The organism is Streptomyces sp. NPDC044106, from assembly GCF_056433985.1.
On record NZ_JBWKFZ010000006.1, the window covers coordinates 170,825 to 185,103 of the forward strand.

A 14,279-nucleotide genomic window follows, 5' to 3' on the forward strand; every position below is an offset into this window, starting at 1 on the left:
GGTAAGACGCATGAACGACCGCATGGTGTGGATCGACTGCGAGATGACCGGGCTCTCGTTGACGGACGACGCACTTATCGAGGTGGCCGCACTGGTCACCGACTCGGAACTGAACGTGCTCGGCGAGGGTGTGGACATCGTGATCCGCCCGCCGGACGCGGCGCTGGAGACCATGCCCGAGGTGGTGCGCACCATGCACACCGCCTCGGGGCTCCTCGACGAGCTGGCCGGCGGCACCACGCTGGCCGACGCCGAGGAGCAGGTCCTGGCGTACGTACGTGAGCACGTCAAGGAGCCCCGCAAGGCTCCGCTGTGCGGAAACTCGGTCGGCACCGACCGCGGCTTCCTCGCGCGGGACATGCGGACCCTGGAGGAGTACCTCCACTACCGGATCGTCGACGTCTCCTCGGTCAAGGAGCTGGCCCGGCGCTGGTATCCGAGGGCGTACTTCAACAGTCCGGACAAGAACGGCAACCACCGCGCGCTCGCCGACATCCGCGAGTCCATCGCCGAGCTCCGCTACTACCGCGAGGCGATCTTCGTCCCGCAGCCCGGACCGGACTCGGACACCGCGAGGACGATCGCGGCCAAGCACGTCCTGCCTGCGGATTAGCCTCCGCACACGCCCCGTGTACGGGGTCCGGAAAAGGTGTGCGCGAGCACCCCTTCGGACCCTGTACACTTTTTCTCGGCCGGTCGGAAGAACGACAGAAGACCGGACATGGTGGGTGTAGCTCAGTTGGTAGAGCACCTGGTTGTGGTCCAGGTGGCCGCGGGTTCAAGTCCCGTCACTCACCCTGATGAAGAAGGGCCGGTCCGCGAAAGCGGGCCGGCCCTTCTTCTTGTGCGCGCTTCGTCGTGCGCGCTCGCTCGTGTTCTGCTGCACCAGCACTCGTGTCCTGCTGCACCAGCACTCGTGTCCCGCTACACCGCCGGGGCCCTGTCCGCCGCGGCCCTGAGGCCGGCGACCGTGAGTGCCACTACCAGGAGGGCGGCCAGCGTCGCTGCCACCGCCGACAGGGCGGGGAGTGCCGCGGGCATTCCGTCGGGGCGCAGTACGTAGGCGAGCGTTCTGGAGGCGAGGCGGTCGTCCAGGAGATGGCCGACGGCCAGCGCGCCGGCGATCAAGGTGCTCACCACGGCCACGACCGGCGACCGGCTCAGGCAGAGCGCCACGCCCGCCGCTGCACAGAGGAAGGAGACACCGGCCGCGGCGGCCAGGCCGAGGGTGGGCGTGCCCGCCCAGCGCAGCGGTAGATGGGCCGCGGCGCAGAGCAGGAGGAGTACGCCCGCCGTGCGGCGCGGCCAGGCCAACGGCGTGCCGCCCTTGGTGCGTGTGGCCGCGGCGGCCGGGGCGCCGTGCACGGTCCCCGCGGGCGGCTTGGCCGGCACCGGCGGGGCGGCCGGGGTCCTGGCCTCGACGCTGTCGGTGACCCGGTGGTCGCGCAGGCTGCCGATCAGCTGCATCAGGTCCTCGACGGATCTGGTCGTACCCGCGGCGTGCACCGCCTCGGCGCCGCTGTGCGGGTCGCAGGGCGGACGGGAGAGCAGGTGGACGAGGCGGCTCACCTCAGGAATGGGTCGTTCCTCGATGGCGTGCCGGATGGCCTCGTCCATGTGGTTGGCCGGGCGCTCCGGCGGACCGAGGCGTTCCACCAGCTGGGTGACGTCGTCGACGGAGCGGGCGACAGCGGCCAGCCGGAGGACCGACTTGGCAGTTGGCATGTCCTCGGGCGACTGCTCCAGGAGGGTGACGAGGTCGACCACGTCATCCAGGGGCCTGGACACCACGGCGACTCGTATGAGCTCTTCCACCGCTTCGTCCTCGGTGTCCCGCACCGGCTCTTCCGAGGACCGGTCGATGGCGGCGGGCGCGGGCCGTTCCGACGGCACGTCACCGGTGGCGGGGCCGGGGGCCGGGCCGGCGCGGTGATCGGTGCCGGGGTCGGCTGCCTGGGGCCATGGCGCGGACTCGGGGCGTGGCGGGGCGCCGAGCTGCGCGGTGCCCCAGTGGAGCGACGTCGAAACCAGAGGTTCGCCGGTCCCTGACGTATCCCCAGCGGCAGAGAATGACTCAGCGGCCATTTCACTTCTCCATTTCAGCGGGACGTCCTCGCCCCGCAGTGAGCGTGTATCCCGTTCTATGCACGCTTCTTGCGGCCCGCCACTGGAGAAGCCGTTCGGCGGTCCGCACGCGGTCGCGGCGAGCGCGCGGGAACAGCGCGGGAGCCGACCCGTGAAACCGGGTCGGCTCCCGCTCGTGCCGCGCTCTGTCCGTGCCGTTCCGCTCCGGTCAGCCCTGGGCCCTGTGGATCTTCCAGTCGCCGACGTCCGAGCTGCGGTTGACGTACGCGTTGGTGCACAGGTCGTACTTGCCGCCGGTGGCCGTGGAGACGTTGTTGGTCTCCAGGAAGCCGCCGTTGTCGCCATAGAGGTTCCACAGGTGGACCACGTCGCCCGCCCTGACGTTCTGGTCGGCCGGGCTCGAACTCCGGGCGAAGATGCGCCAGCGGCCGGTGCCCGCCGCGCGGTCCCGTGCCTCGGAGGTCGACACGTCGTACTTGGCGCCCGCGGTCTTCTGCACGTCACTCGCGTGACCGTTGGTGTCGAGGTAGCCGCCGTCGCCGCCGTACAGGTTGCGCAGGTACACCACGTCACCGCTGACGACGGGCTGGCCCGCCGACTTGCCGGACGCGGAGAGGATCTCCCAGGTGCCGGTGCCCTTGCCCCGGGAGGGCGAATCGGCGGTCGACACCTGGTACTTGCCGCCGCTGGCGGCGCTGTGACCGTTGGTGTCGAGGTAGCCGCCCTGCCAGCCGTTGTAGCCGTTCTGCAGATGGATCTGGTCGCCGTACTTGAGCTCGTTCGCCATCGAACTTCCCTTCGTGGACGACGCCGCATGCCGCTGCCGGCCCGACAGCTCGGCCGGTCGGCGGGGACAGCAGCCATCTTGGCAATTCAGCTCATTACCGCGACCCGATTGACAAACCTGGCGAAAACTCGTGTGACTCGCTTCCAGCCACGAAGCGGACAAGATCCTCAAGGCCCTGCCGTCGCCCGCGCTGTCGTTCGTATGGCGGTCAGCGGTCGCGAACGGGCGAGTACTGCGATGAGTTGGACTCGCACGCGTTCCCGAACCCTTGGAGGTCTTCCATGCGTCGTGCCCGTGTACTCACCGCAGCCGTGCTGCTGTCGGGGCTGACCGTTCTGGGAGGTGCCGGTACGGCCCTCGCCGACGACGGCCCCACCGGTACGACCGGCAACAGCCCCGGCATCCTCTCCGGCGACAACGTGCAGGTGCCCATCCACGTCCCCGTGAACGTCTGCAACGTCGGCGTGGACGTCCTGGCGCTCCTGAACCCGGTCTCCAACAACAGCTGCGCCAACAGCTGACCGCTCTCGTAGCGAAGAGCCCCCGTCTCGGACACGCGAGACGGGGGCTCGGTCACGGGGCGCTGCAGCCGCCACCGTGTTTCACGCCGGGGCCCTGGACATCAGCACATCGGCCAGGGCCGGACAGTCAGGACTGGAAGCGGTCCCGCGCGTCGTCGGCGACGTCCCGGGCCTGCTCCTGGCCCTTGCGGGCGCGGTCCTTCGCCTGGCTGCTGCGCTCGGACGCCTCGTCCTGAGCGCCGGACCGACCCTTCTTCGCCTGCTCCTTGAGCTGCTCGGCCTTGTCCTGGAACTGGTCCTTCATACCCATGATGGGTTCCCTTCGTGCTTTCACAGTGGGACTCGTTCCCCCCGTCACAGCTTCGGGCGTGGCGACCACAGGCGCATGTCGAAGGGTTACGCAGCGTGGCGAGGGCCTCCTCGGCCCGGTCACCGCACGGCCGGGGCCGGGACATGACACAGGCCCTCAGGACGAGGCCCGCTCCACCAGCTCCGTGGGCAGCACGATCTGCGGGCGGCGCCCGCGGCCCGCTCCCCCGGGCCGTCCGCTTCCGGCCTGTCCGGCGGCGGCGATCTCCCCGAGCAGGACGTCCGTCATCGTGCGGCCCATCTCCGTGATCGGCTGACGCACGCTCGTCAGGGGCGGGTCCATGTGGCGGGCGATCGCCGAGTCGTCGAAGCCGACCAGGGCCACGTCCTCCGGTATCCGGCGGCCCGCCGTGCGCAGTACCTGCCGGGCGCCCGCCGCCATCACGTCCGAGCCCGCGAAGACCGCGTCCAAGTGCGGTGCGCGTTCCAGGAGTTCGGCCATCGCGCGGCGGCCACCCTCCTCGGTGAAGTCGCCCTGCACGATCAGCGTCTCGTCGACCGGGCGGCCCGCGCGCTCCAGGGCGTCGCGGTATCCGTCCAGGCGGCGCTCGGCGCCGTACACGTCGAGGCGGCCGGTGATCGTCGCTATCGTGCGGCGGCCCCGGTCCATCAGATGGCCGACGGCGGCCCGTGCTCCCGCGAAGTTGTCCGAGTCGACCGAGGCCAGCGTCTCGTCCGCCGATCTGCGGCCGCTGATGACCGCGGGGATCTCCAACTGCTCCAGGAGGTCGGGCAGCGGGTCGTCGGCGTGCACCGAGACGAGCAGCACGCCGTCCACGCGGTGCGCGGCCAGGTACTGGGCCAGCCTGCGGCGTTCCCGGTCGTCGCCCGCGAAGGTCAGCAGGAGCTGCATGTCCGAGTCGGCGAGGGCCTGGCCCACGCCGTGGATGATGTCCGAGAAGTACGGCTCGGCGAAGAAGCGCGACTCCGGCTCGGGGACGACGACCGCGATCGAGTCCGTACGATTCGCGGCGAGCGCCCGCGCCGCCGTGTTCGGAACATAACCGAGCTCGGCCACCGCCTCCTCGACCGCCGCACGGGTGCGCTCGCTCACCCGGGGCGAGCCGTTGATCACCCGGGACACGGTGCCGCGCCCGACCCCGGCGCGGGCCGCAACCTCTTCGAGCGTGGGCCGTCTCCCGCCGCGCCCCCTGGGCTGACCAGTCCCCATCTGTGCCTCCCAACGACGCGAATCTAACAGCCGGGCCACCGCCGGCCGCCCGGCCGGCCCCGTCCCGGGCGCGGCTCGGCCGCCGCCCGCCGGATGCCTTCAACTCTTGGCGTCCGCCGCCTTGACACCCCCGCGGAGAGCCGCGACTCTTCAAGACATCACACATGGGAGCGCTCCCACCGTACCTGGCTCTTACACGACCCGCACGCCCCCCGCCCACGTCCGGCAGCCCAACTCGCGGCCTGTCACCTCTGGTTGACCGAGGGCGGTCGGCACGTCCGGGCATGAGGAGGACGTAATGCGCCACAGGACTTCTACGTATCGCAAGGTGACCGTCCTCGCGGCCGTCACCGCTCTCGCCGCCGGCCTGCTGGCCGGCTGTGCCGACGACGGCGACGAGCCGGGAGGCTCCTCGGGCGGCGGTGGAGGAGGCGGCAAGGGCAAGACGACGCTCACGATCGGCGTCTTCGGAGCCTTCGGCTTGCAGGAGGCCGGTCTTTACAAGGAGTACGAGAAGCTCCACCCGGACATCGCCATCAAGCAGAACTCCGTGCAGCGCAACGAGAACTACTGGCCCGCCCTGCTCACCCACCTCAGCAGCGGCAGCGGCCTCTCCGACATCCAGGCCGTCGAGGTCGGCAACATCGCCGAGCTGACCACCACCCACTCCGGCAAGCTGATGGACCTCGGCAAGACCGGCGGCGTCGACAGAGACGATTTCCTCGACTGGAAGTGGCAGCAGGGCACCACCAAGGACGGCAAGACGATCGCACTCGGTACCGACATCGGTCCGACCGGCATCTGCTACCGCAAGGACCTCTTCGAGAAGGCCGGCCTGCCCACCGACCGCGAGGAGGTCGGCAAGCTCTGGGCCGGTGACTGGGACAAGTACCTCGCGGCGGGCAAGCGCTACCAGGCCAAGGCCCCCAAGGGCACCTCCTTCGTGGACGGCGCGACCGGCGTGATGGCCGCCGTGCACGCTTCGGGCAAGGAGAAGTTCTACGACAAGAGCGGCGAGCTGGTCTACAAGGACAGCGCCGAGGTCAAGCACGGCTGGGACCTCGCGGCCCAGTTCGCCGAGGCGGGCCTGACCGCCAAGCTCCAGCAGTTCCAGCCCAGTTGGGACCAGGCCATCTCCAACGGCTCCTTCGCCACCCTCACCTGCCCGCCCTGGATGCTCGGCTACATCAAGGACAAGGCGGGCGACAAGGGCGAGGACAAGTGGGACGTCGCCCCCTCGCCCAGGCCCGGCAACTGGGGCGGCTCCTTCCTGACCGTGCCCGAGGCGGGCAAGAACAAGGAGGAGGCCGCCAAGCTCGCCGCCTGGCTGACCGAGCCCAAGCAGCTCGCCACCCTCTTCGACGAGCGGGCCAGCTTCCCGAGCGCCGACGCCGCGTACGCCCTGCCCGAGGTCAAGGACGCCAAGAACCCCTACTTCGGCAACGCCCCCGTGGGCCGGATCTTCTCCCGCGCCGCCAAGGGCGTGCCGGTCCAGCCCATCGGCCCCAAGGACGGGATCATCTCCCAGTACCTGGCCGACACGGGGATGCTCGGCGTCGACCAGACGGGAACCTCTCCCGACGAGGCCTGGAACAAGGCCGTGAAGACGATCGACAACGCTTTGGACCAGTGACCGGGATGACGAGTGACGCCGGCACCGCCGCGCCCTCCCACGGGGAGGAGGGCGCGGCCCCCCGCACCGAAACCACGGTCGAGCGCACCCGGTCCGCGGACCCCGCCGACGAGCGCCGCCGGGCACGGCGCAGCCGCCGCTACCGCTGGGACGTCAAGTGGAGTCCCTATGCGTACATCGCCCCCTTCTTCCTCTTCTTCATCGCCTTCGGCCTCTTCCCGCTCCTCTACACGGGGTGGGCCTCGCTGCACCGCGTGGAGCTCGGCACGCCCACCGACATGGAGTGGGTGGGGCTGCGCAACTTCACCCGGCTCTGGGACGACGAGTTCTTCTGGAACGCGCTGGGCAACACCTTCACCATCGGGCTCCTCTCGACCGTGCCGCAGCTGATGATGGCGCTGGGCCTGGCCCACCTCCTCAACTACCGGCTGCGCGGCTCGATGTTCTTCCGGGTCGCGATCCTCACCCCGTACGCCACGTCGGTGGCCGCGGCGACGCTGGTCTTCGTGCTGATGTTCAGCAGGACCGATCACGGGCTCATCAACTGGGGGCTCGGCCTGATCGGCGTCGACGCCGTCGACTGGCAGAACGGCGACTGGTCCGCGCAGTTCGCCGTCTCCTCCATCGTGATCTGGCGGTGGACGGGCTACAACGCGCTCATCTACCTGGCGGCGATGCAGGCCATCCCGCACGACCTGTACGAGTCGGCGGCGCTCGACGGCGCGAGCCGCTGGCAGCAGTTCCGGCACGTCACGATCCCTTCGTTGCGGCCGACGATCCTGTTCACCTGTGTCGTCTCGACGATCGGGGCGACCCAGCTCTTCGGTGAGCCGCTGCTGTTCAGCCAGGGCGCGAGCCCCACCGGCGGCTCCGACCACCAGTTCCAGACCCTTGGCCTCTACCTCTACGAGCAGGGCTGGTTCAACCAGCACCTGGGCCGGTCCTCGGCGATCGCCTGGACGATGTTCCTGATTCTCGTGCTGATCGGTCTCCTCAACTGGGCCATCAGCCGCCGGATCCGCAAGAGCGCGTGAGGGGATGACGTGACCACCACTTCGCTCACGAGGCCCGGCACCCGGGCCGTGAAGGACACGAAACGCACCGGCAGGCGGGGCGCCGGGCGCCAGCTGCACGGCGGCAGGGTGACCTACGCCGTACTGATCCTCTTCACCATCGGCTCGCTCTTCCCGCTGGTGTGGACCGCGATCGCGGCCTCGCGCAACAACACCCGGCTCGCCGAGACCCCTCCTCCCTTCTGGTTCGGCGGCAATCTGTTCAAGAACCTGGAGATCGCCTGGACCGACGCCAACATGGGCACGGCCCTCCTCAACACCCTGGTCGTGGCCGGCTCCATCACCGTCGGCACCGTGCTCTTCTCGACTCTGGCGGGCTTCGCCTTCGCCAAACTCCGCTTCCGCTTCCGTGGCCTCCTGATGCTGCTCGTGATCGGCACGATGATGGTGCCGCCCCAGCTCAGCGTCGTCCCGCTCTTCATGGTGGTGGCGGACCTCGGCTGGACCGACCAGCTGCAGTCCGTCATCCTGCCGACCCTGGTCAGCGCCTTCGGGGTGTTCTTCATGCGGCAGTACCTCTCGGAGGCGCTGCCCACCGAGGTGATCGAGGCGGCCAGGGTGGACGGGGCGAGCAGCTGGCGCGTGATCTGGCACGTGGTCTTCCCTGCCGCGCGCCCCGCGATGGCGGTCCTCGCCATGCTCACCTTCGTCATGGCGTGGAACGACTTCTTCTGGCCGATCATCGCCCTGACCCAGGAGGGCGAGCCGACCGTCCAGGTGGCGCTCGCCGGGCTCGGCCGCGGGGCCATCCCCGACCAGTCCGTGATCATGGCGGGCGCGCTGCTCGGCACGCTGCCGCTGCTGCTCGCGTTCGTGCTGTTCGGCAAGCAGATCGTGGGCGGGATCATGCAGGGCGCGGTCAAGGGCTGAGCCCCCGCCCGTACGACTGATTCGTCAACTCCCCCTCTCCGTACGACAACTCCCCCTTCCCGTACGACAACTCCCCCTTCCGTGCGTCACCCCCCTTTCCGTAACACCCATGGGAGCGCTCCTATGTCTCTGACCTCCGTCAATCCGGCCTCCGCCAACCCGACCTTTCCGCCCGGCTTCCTGTGGGGCGCCGCGACCGCCGCGTACCAGATCGAGGGGGCGGTGCGGGAGGACGGGCGCACGCCCTCCATCTGGGACACGTTCAGCCATACGCCGGGCAAAGTGCTCGGCGGTGACACGGGTGACGTCGCCGTCGACCACTACCACCGGTGGCGCGACGACGTGCGTCTCATGGCGGACCTGGGGCTGTCCGCGTACCGCTTCTCGGTCTCCTGGTCGCGGGTGCAGCCCACCGGGCGCGGGCCCGCCGTGCAGCGCGGCCTCGACTTCTACCGCGCGCTCGTCGACGAGCTGCTCGCGCACGGCATCCAGCCGATGGTGACCCTCTACCACTGGGACCTCCCGCAGGAGTTGGAGGATGCCTTCCCCAGCGGTTCGACGGCGGGAGGCGGCTGGCCCGAGCGGGACACCGCCTACCGCTTCGCGGAGTACGCCGGGATCGTCGCCGGTGCGCTCGGGGACCGCGTGGAGATGTGGTCGACGCTCAACGAGCCGTGGTGCAGCGCCTTCCTCGGCTACGGCTCGGGGGTGCACGCCCCGGGCCGCACCGACCCCGCCGCCGCCCTGCGCGCGGCTCACCACCTCAACCTCGCGCACGGTCTGGGCGCCCAGGCGCTGCGCGACGGGCTGCCGGGCCGCGCCCGGATCGGCGTCAGCCTCAACCCGAGCGCGGTGCGCCCGCTCACCGGGTCGGCCGCCGACGAGGATGCCCGGCGCCGGATCGACGCGCTGGCCAACCGCGTCTTCACCGGGCCCATGCTGCGCGGTACGTACGACGACGATCTGCTGGCGGACACCTCGAGCGTCACGGACTGGTCCTTCGTCGGGGACGACGACCTGCGCACCGCCCACCACCCGCTCGATTTCCTCGGCATCAACTACTACACCCCCGCTGTCGTGTCGGCAGCCCCCGCCGACGGCACCGCCGGGCCGCGCCCCGACGGGCACGGCGCCAGCAACCACTCCCCCTGGCCGGGCGCCGACGAGCACGTCTCCTTCCACCGGGCGCCCGGTGACCTCACCGCCATGGACTGGCCGGTGGATCCGACCGGTCTGAAGGACCTTCTCCTTGGGTACACCGCTCAGGCCCCCGGGGTTCCGCTCTACGTGACGGAGAACGGCGCGGCCTACGACGACGAGCCTGGCGCGGGCGGCCAGGTCCACGATCCCGACCGCATCCGCTACCTGCACGGCCACCTCGCCGCGGTGCACGACGCCATCGCGGAGGGCGCGGACGTGCGCGGCTACTACCTCTGGTCGCTGCTCGACAACTTCGAGTGGGCGTACGGCTACAGCAAGCGGTTCGGCGCGGTCTACGTCGACTACGGGACGCAGGCCCGCACCCCGAAGTCCAGTGCCCACTGGTACGCGAAGGTGGTCGCGGCCGGGGAGCTGCCGCAGGGCCCCGACCTGGACTGACAAGGATTGATCTGGACTGACATGGACTGGCATGGCGGTGCCCCGGCCGGGTGGGGGGGGAGTCCGGCCGGGGCGCCTCTGGGTGGTGGCTTCCCTACTTGTACGCCGCGAACGCCTTCGTGTAGGCCAGCGGCGACTGCTGGACCGACGAGCACGTCGGCTGCGCGGATCCGGACGCGCCGCCCGCGCAGGCCTTGTCGCGGGTCGAGGACCACATCGACAGCCACCCGAGCCCCTTGGCCTTGGCGAACTTCACCAGCTGGGCGGCGTCGTCGACCTTGAACACCTCGGTCGCGACGTCGTTGACGCCGATCATCGGGGTGACGGCGACGGTCTTCCAGGCGGCCGCGTCGGAGAGCCCGAGCGCGGTCTTGGCCTGCTTCTGCGTGGCGGTGGCGGCCCGCACGGCGTACGTGCCCATGTCGCCGCTGTAGGAGGCGCCGTAATCCATGGCCATGACGTTCACCGCGCCGATCCGTACGCCGTTCTTCCTGGCGTCGGCCAGCAGGTCGACGCCGGGCCCGGTCAGGCCCTCGGGCATCACCGGCAGCGTGAAGGAGACGTTCAGGCCGGGGTGCCGCTTCTGCAGCTTGGCGATCGCCTTGGCCCTCCGGGTGTTCGCGGCGGTGTCCGGCAGGGCGGCGCCCTCGATGTCGAAGTCGACCTTGGTCAGCTTGTAGGCGTCGATGACCTTGCCGTACGCCGTGGCCAGCGCGTCCGCGCCGTCGCACTTCAGACCCAGCTCGGAGCCGGCCTGGCCGCCGAAGGAGACGCGGACGTCGCCGCCCTTGGCACGCAGGGCGCCGATCTGCGCGGCCACCTTGTCGTCACCGAGAGCGGTGGTGCCGCCCCACAGCGGCGCGCAGCCGCCGCCGGAGGTGATGAACGCCAGGTTGAACTCCTTGACGCCGGTCTTCGCCGCCGTGCCGAGCAGGTCGTAGGCCGGGGTGAGGGAGGTGTCGACGAAGGGCGCGAACCGGGCGGCGGCCTTCGGGGCCCGCGCGGCCCCGGCCGCGGCGTGGGCCTTCTCTGCCGGGGCCTTGGTCGCGAGGGCCGTCCCGGAGAAGAGGAAGGCGCCGCCGCCGACGAGTGCCGCGGCGACAAGCCCTCCCACGACCTTGGAACGGGTGCTGACCGTGCGCCGGTGCGTGCTGCTCATCGCGTGCCTGCCTTAGCTGTACGGGGGTGGGGGTGCGGCAGCACGCTAGCCCGGCGCGGAGCGACAAAACGGCCATGCGGGGCGGGCGTTGGGGATCTTAGGGTGCGCTTAAGGGAGGGATGGGGGTCGATTAAAGATCGGGGCCGCCGGCGCCTGCCTCACGTGCGGTCCGCGTGCCCGTCTCCGTGCCTGTCTCCGCCCCCCGCCGGCCCGGCGCCGGCGCGGCGGACTGTGCAGGGCCTTCAGCCCGTACTGGGCGCGCGCCTGCGGCGGCGTACCGCGGCGCCCCGGTGGCCCCGGCGGGCCTCCCCCGGACGGCGCGCGTCCAGCTGGATCCAGATGCGGACCTCCGTGCCGCCCAGTACCGAGCTGCCGATCCGCACGTCGCCGCCCGTCGACTCGGCGAGGCGGCGCACGATGTCGAGGCCGAGGCCGGTGGACCCGGCCTCACCGGATCCCGCGCCCCGGGCCAGCGCGGCCTCGGGGTCGGCGATGCCGCCGCCCGCGTCGGAGACGAGGACGATCACCGCGTCCTCGCCGCTGTGGAGGTCCACCGAGAAGGCGGTGCCTTCGCCCGTGTGCCGGAAGACGTTGCCGAGCAACGCGTCGAGCGCGGCCACCAGTTCGGGGCGGGCCACCGGTATCCGGACCGGCCGGTCGACGCCCGCGACCCGGACCTCGCGCCCCTCGTCCTCGGCGAGCGCCGACCAGAACGCCATCCGCTCCCGGATCACCTCGGCCGCGTCGCAGCCCGTTCCGGCTCCGGCCATGGCCGTCTGCGGCTTGGCGTCCCGCGCGGTGCGGATGATCGTGTCGACCTCGCGCTCCAGCGTCTCGACCGCCGTGCGGGTCTGTTCGGCCGCGGGCCCGTCACCGAGCGAGGCCGTGTTGAGGCGCAGCACGGTCAGCGGCGTACGCAGCCGGTGGGAGAGGTCGGCCGCCAGTTCCCGCTCGTTGGCGAGGAGCTGGACGACCTGGTCGGCCATCGAGTTGAACGCGACGGCGGCGAGGCGCAGTTCGGTCGGCCCCTCCTCCGGCACCCGCGCCCCCAGCTTGCCCTCGCCGAGGTCGTGCGCGGCGCCCACCAGACGCCTGGCGGGCTGGACCATGCGTACGCCGAGCCGGTCCGCGACCGCCACGGAGCCGATGACGAGTGCGATGCCCACCCCCGCGAGCACCAGCCACGCCGTGGTCACGCCGTTGCTGACCTCGGCCTCGGGCACGTAGATCTCCACGACGGCCGTGCCCGAACTGAGCGCGGTCGGCTGGAGGACCACGAACCCGCCGGGCACCCCGGTGGTCCTCGCCCTGCCCTCCTTGCGGGTGGCCTCCACGGCGCGCGCCTCGGCCCGCGGGTCGCCGACCTCGAAGGCGGGGGCGCCGCCGATGGCCGGTACGTACACGGCCATCCGCCCTTCGCCGCCCGCCTCGGAGGAGGCGACGGCCCGGTTGAGCTCGCCGCGGTCGGTGGTGATGGAGAGCGTGGGGCCCATTCCCGCGGCGTGCCGCTCCGCGTTCGAGATGGCCCGGTCCCTGGCCATCTCCTTGACGACGAGGCCGAGCGGCACCGCGAAGGCCACCACGACCATCGTCGTGACGGCCAGGCAGACCTTGACGAGGGCCCATCTCACAGTGGTGGCTCCGGCAGCGGCGGCTCCAGCTTCACGCCGACACCGCGCAGGGTGTGGAGGTAGCGCGGGCGGGCGGCCGTCTCGCCCAGCTTCCGCCGCAGCCACGACAGGTGTACGTCGATGGTCTGGTCGTCGCCGTAGCTCTGCTGCCAGACCTCGGCGAGCAGTTCCTTGCGCGGCACGACGACGCCGGGCCGCCCGGCGAGGAAGGCGAGCAGGTCGAACTCGCGCCGGGTCAGGTCGAGCCGGGCCCCGTCAAGATCGGCCTGGCGCCGCAGCGGGTCGATGGTGAGGCCGCCGACCTGGAGGACGTCGTTCGGCGGCCCCTCGCCGGCCGGGACGCGCACGCGGCGCAGCACGGCCGCCATCCGCGCGGAGAGGTGCTCCACGGAGAACGGCTTGGTGAGGTAGTCGTCGGCGCCGTCGTTCAGGAGCCGGACGATCTCCGTCTCGTCGTCCCGCGCGGTCGCGATGATCACGGGGACGTCCGTGATGCCGCGCAGCATCTTCAGCGCCTCCGACCCGTCGAGGTCGGGCAGTCCGAGGTCCAGGATCACCACGTCGAAGCGGTAATGCGCGACCTCCCGCAGCGCCTCCAGGGCGGTGCCGACGCTGCGCACGGTGTGCGACGCCTCGGTCAGATGCCGGATGAGGGCGGAGCGTACGAACTGGTCATCCTCGACGACGAGCACACTTGCCATGGGCGGCACCGTACGCCATACGGAGGAACGCGGTCCTCTCCGGGACGCTCCCCCACCGGGAAGCGCGGGGCCCGGCCGTCCCGCGGGACAGCTGCGCGAGGCGTGGTGCAGTATGGCCCGCGATGCGCAGAGGACTCGTACACACAATCGCCTGGTCGCTCGCCACGGGCGCGGCGGTCACGCTGTCCTGGTGGGGCGTCCACACGGTGATGGCGGGCACCGCGTACGACCCGCCGCGCGCCCTGCCCCTGGCGGGCGACGACGGCGGTCGCGCGGATCCGCTGGCCTCCTCGACGCACCGCCCCGTGTCCACGCCGACCGAGAAGCCCTCGAAGCCCCCAAAGTCCCCGAAGCCCCACAAGGCGTCGAAGGCGCCGCTTTCGCCCGACCCGTCCGGAACGCACGTCGACAAGCCGTCGCCGCCGCCCACGACCTCCAGTACGGGCACGGTGAAGAGCTACAACACCGACGGCGGCCGGGTCGTCCTCGACCTCGGCAGGGACTCCGCGACGCTGGTCTCGGCGACCCCGGCGACGGGCTGGTCGGTGCAGACGTGGAAGCAGGACAAGTGGGTCCGGGTGGAGTTCACCGGGGGCGCGGCCCGGGTCTCGGTCTTCTGCACCTGGCACGACACGGCGCCGCGTGTGGAGATCAACAAGTACTGAGCGGGCGGGAGTCGG

14 protein-coding genes and 1 tRNA gene are annotated in these 14,279 nt (G+C 71.1%); 8 read left to right on the plus strand and 7 right to left on the minus strand.

The window, feature by feature from the left end; all coding sequences use genetic code 11:
• Positions 1-10 precede the first annotated feature (10 nt).
• Positions 11-613 (plus strand): oligoribonuclease, encoded by a 603-nt coding sequence (gene orn, locus AC07DI_RS12430; protein ID WP_384253992.1) that lies wholly within the window; start codon positions 11-13, stop codon positions 611-613.
• A 111-nt stretch (positions 614-724) separates the two neighbouring features.
• Positions 725-797, plus strand: a tRNA-His gene (locus AC07DI_RS12435).
• A gap of 127 nt (positions 798-924) precedes the next feature.
• Here the strand turns inward: AC07DI_RS12435 and AC07DI_RS12440 are convergent.
• Together AC07DI_RS12440 and AC07DI_RS12445 are read right to left on the minus strand one after the other, a co-directional pair.
• Positions 925-2,085, minus strand: coding sequence for a hypothetical protein (locus AC07DI_RS12440; protein WP_478904159.1), 1,161 nt, complete (start codon positions 2,083-2,085; stop codon positions 925-927).
• A 208-nt stretch (positions 2,086-2,293) separates the two neighbouring features.
• Complete coding sequence (locus AC07DI_RS12445) at positions 2,294-2,872, minus strand: hypothetical protein (RefSeq protein WP_478904160.1); 579 nt, start codon at positions 2,870-2,872, stop codon at positions 2,294-2,296.
• Positions 2,873-3,153: 281 nt separating this feature from the next.
• Here AC07DI_RS12445 and AC07DI_RS12450 point away from each other — a divergent pair, with 281 nt between their 5' ends.
• On the plus strand, positions 3,154-3,393 hold the full coding sequence (locus tag AC07DI_RS12450; protein ID WP_478904161.1) for a chaplin: 240 nt from the start codon (positions 3,154-3,156) through the stop codon (positions 3,391-3,393).
• A gap of 127 nt (positions 3,394-3,520) precedes the next feature.
• Here the strand turns inward: AC07DI_RS12450 and AC07DI_RS12455 are convergent, their stop codons facing one another.
• Positions 3,521-3,703, minus strand: a complete 183-nt coding sequence (locus AC07DI_RS12455; protein WP_478904163.1) for a hypothetical protein — start codon at positions 3,701-3,703, stop codon at positions 3,521-3,523.
• A gap of 156 nt (positions 3,704-3,859) precedes the next feature.
• On the minus strand, positions 3,860-4,933 hold the full coding sequence (locus AC07DI_RS12460; protein WP_384253963.1) for a LacI family DNA-binding transcriptional regulator: 1,074 nt from the start codon (positions 4,931-4,933) through the stop codon (positions 3,860-3,862).
• Between the two features lie 298 nt (positions 4,934-5,231).
• Between AC07DI_RS12460 and AC07DI_RS12465 the strand changes: the two genes are divergently transcribed.
• The 4 genes from AC07DI_RS12465 to AC07DI_RS12480 all read left to right on the plus strand — a co-directional run bounded on the left by AC07DI_RS12465 (position 5,232) and on the right by AC07DI_RS12480 (position 10,108).
• Positions 5,232-6,566 carry an ABC transporter substrate-binding protein gene (locus tag AC07DI_RS12465; RefSeq protein ID WP_478904165.1) on the plus strand — a complete coding sequence of 445 codons (1,335 nt, stop codon included), beginning with the start codon at positions 5,232-5,234 and terminating at the stop codon, positions 6,564-6,566.
• A gap of 5 nt (positions 6,567-6,571) precedes the next feature.
• A complete protein-coding gene (locus tag AC07DI_RS12470) occupies positions 6,572-7,600 on the plus strand; it encodes a carbohydrate ABC transporter permease (RefSeq protein ID WP_384253959.1) in 1,029 nt (342 codons plus the stop codon).
• Positions 7,601-7,609: 9 nt separating this feature from the next.
• A complete protein-coding gene (locus AC07DI_RS12475) occupies positions 7,610-8,509 on the plus strand; it encodes a carbohydrate ABC transporter permease (protein ID WP_478904167.1) in 900 nt (299 codons plus the stop codon).
• A 123-nt stretch (positions 8,510-8,632) separates the two neighbouring features.
• Positions 8,633-10,108 (plus strand): GH1 family beta-glucosidase, encoded by a 1,476-nt coding sequence (locus AC07DI_RS12480; protein WP_478904169.1) that lies wholly within the window; start codon positions 8,633-8,635, stop codon positions 10,106-10,108.
• A 94-nt stretch (positions 10,109-10,202) separates the two neighbouring features.
• Here the strand turns inward: AC07DI_RS12480 and AC07DI_RS12485 are convergent, their stop codons facing one another.
• From AC07DI_RS12485 to AC07DI_RS12495, 3 genes are all read right to left on the minus strand, one after another.
• Entirely contained in the window at positions 10,203-11,267 is a 1,065-nt protein-coding gene (locus tag AC07DI_RS12485) for a chitinase (protein WP_478904171.1), read from the minus strand.
• A gap of 242 nt (positions 11,268-11,509) precedes the next feature.
• Entirely contained in the window at positions 11,510-12,898 is a 1,389-nt protein-coding gene (locus tag AC07DI_RS12490; RefSeq protein ID WP_478904173.1) for a sensor histidine kinase, read from the minus strand.
• Positions 12,895-13,599, minus strand: coding sequence for a response regulator transcription factor (locus AC07DI_RS12495; RefSeq protein WP_384253950.1), 705 nt, complete (start codon positions 13,597-13,599; stop codon positions 12,895-12,897). Before AC07DI_RS12495 ends, AC07DI_RS12490 begins: the two co-directional genes overlap by 4 nt.
• A gap of 122 nt (positions 13,600-13,721) precedes the next feature.
• Between AC07DI_RS12495 and AC07DI_RS12500 the strand changes: the two genes are divergently transcribed.
• On the plus strand, positions 13,722-14,264 hold the full coding sequence (locus AC07DI_RS12500) for a hypothetical protein (RefSeq protein WP_478904175.1): 543 nt from the start codon (positions 13,722-13,724) through the stop codon (positions 14,262-14,264).
• Positions 14,265-14,279: the final 15 nt, after the last annotated feature.

Coding starts and splice junctions, on each gene's coding strand:
- orn (WP_384253992.1), top strand. CDS start 11: ATGAACGACCGCATGGTGTGGATCGACTGCGAGATGACCGGGCTCTCG.
- AC07DI_RS12440 (WP_478904159.1), bottom strand. CDS start 2,085: ATGGCCGCTGAGTCATTCTCTGCCGCTGGGGATACGTCAGGGACCGGC.
- AC07DI_RS12445 (WP_478904160.1), bottom strand. CDS start 2,872: ATGGCGAACGAGCTCAAGTACGGCGACCAGATCCATCTGCAGAACGGC.
- AC07DI_RS12450 (WP_478904161.1), top strand. CDS start 3,154: ATGCGTCGTGCCCGTGTACTCACCGCAGCCGTGCTGCTGTCGGGGCTG.
- AC07DI_RS12455 (WP_478904163.1), bottom strand. CDS start 3,703: ATGGGTATGAAGGACCAGTTCCAGGACAAGGCCGAGCAGCTCAAGGAG.
- AC07DI_RS12460 (WP_384253963.1), bottom strand. CDS start 4,933: ATGGGGACTGGTCAGCCCAGGGGGCGCGGCGGGAGACGGCCCACGCTC.
- AC07DI_RS12465 (WP_478904165.1), top strand. CDS start 5,232: ATGCGCCACAGGACTTCTACGTATCGCAAGGTGACCGTCCTCGCGGCC.
- AC07DI_RS12470 (WP_384253959.1), top strand. CDS start 6,572: ATGACGAGTGACGCCGGCACCGCCGCGCCCTCCCACGGGGAGGAGGGC.
- AC07DI_RS12480 (WP_478904169.1), top strand. CDS start 8,633: ATGTCTCTGACCTCCGTCAATCCGGCCTCCGCCAACCCGACCTTTCCG.
- AC07DI_RS12485 (WP_478904171.1), bottom strand. CDS start 11,267: ATGAGCAGCACGCACCGGCGCACGGTCAGCACCCGTTCCAAGGTCGTG.
- AC07DI_RS12495 (WP_384253950.1), bottom strand. CDS start 13,599: ATGGCAAGTGTGCTCGTCGTCGAGGATGACCAGTTCGTACGCTCCGCC.
- AC07DI_RS12500 (WP_478904175.1), top strand. CDS start 13,722: ATGCGCAGAGGACTCGTACACACAATCGCCTGGTCGCTCGCCACGGGC.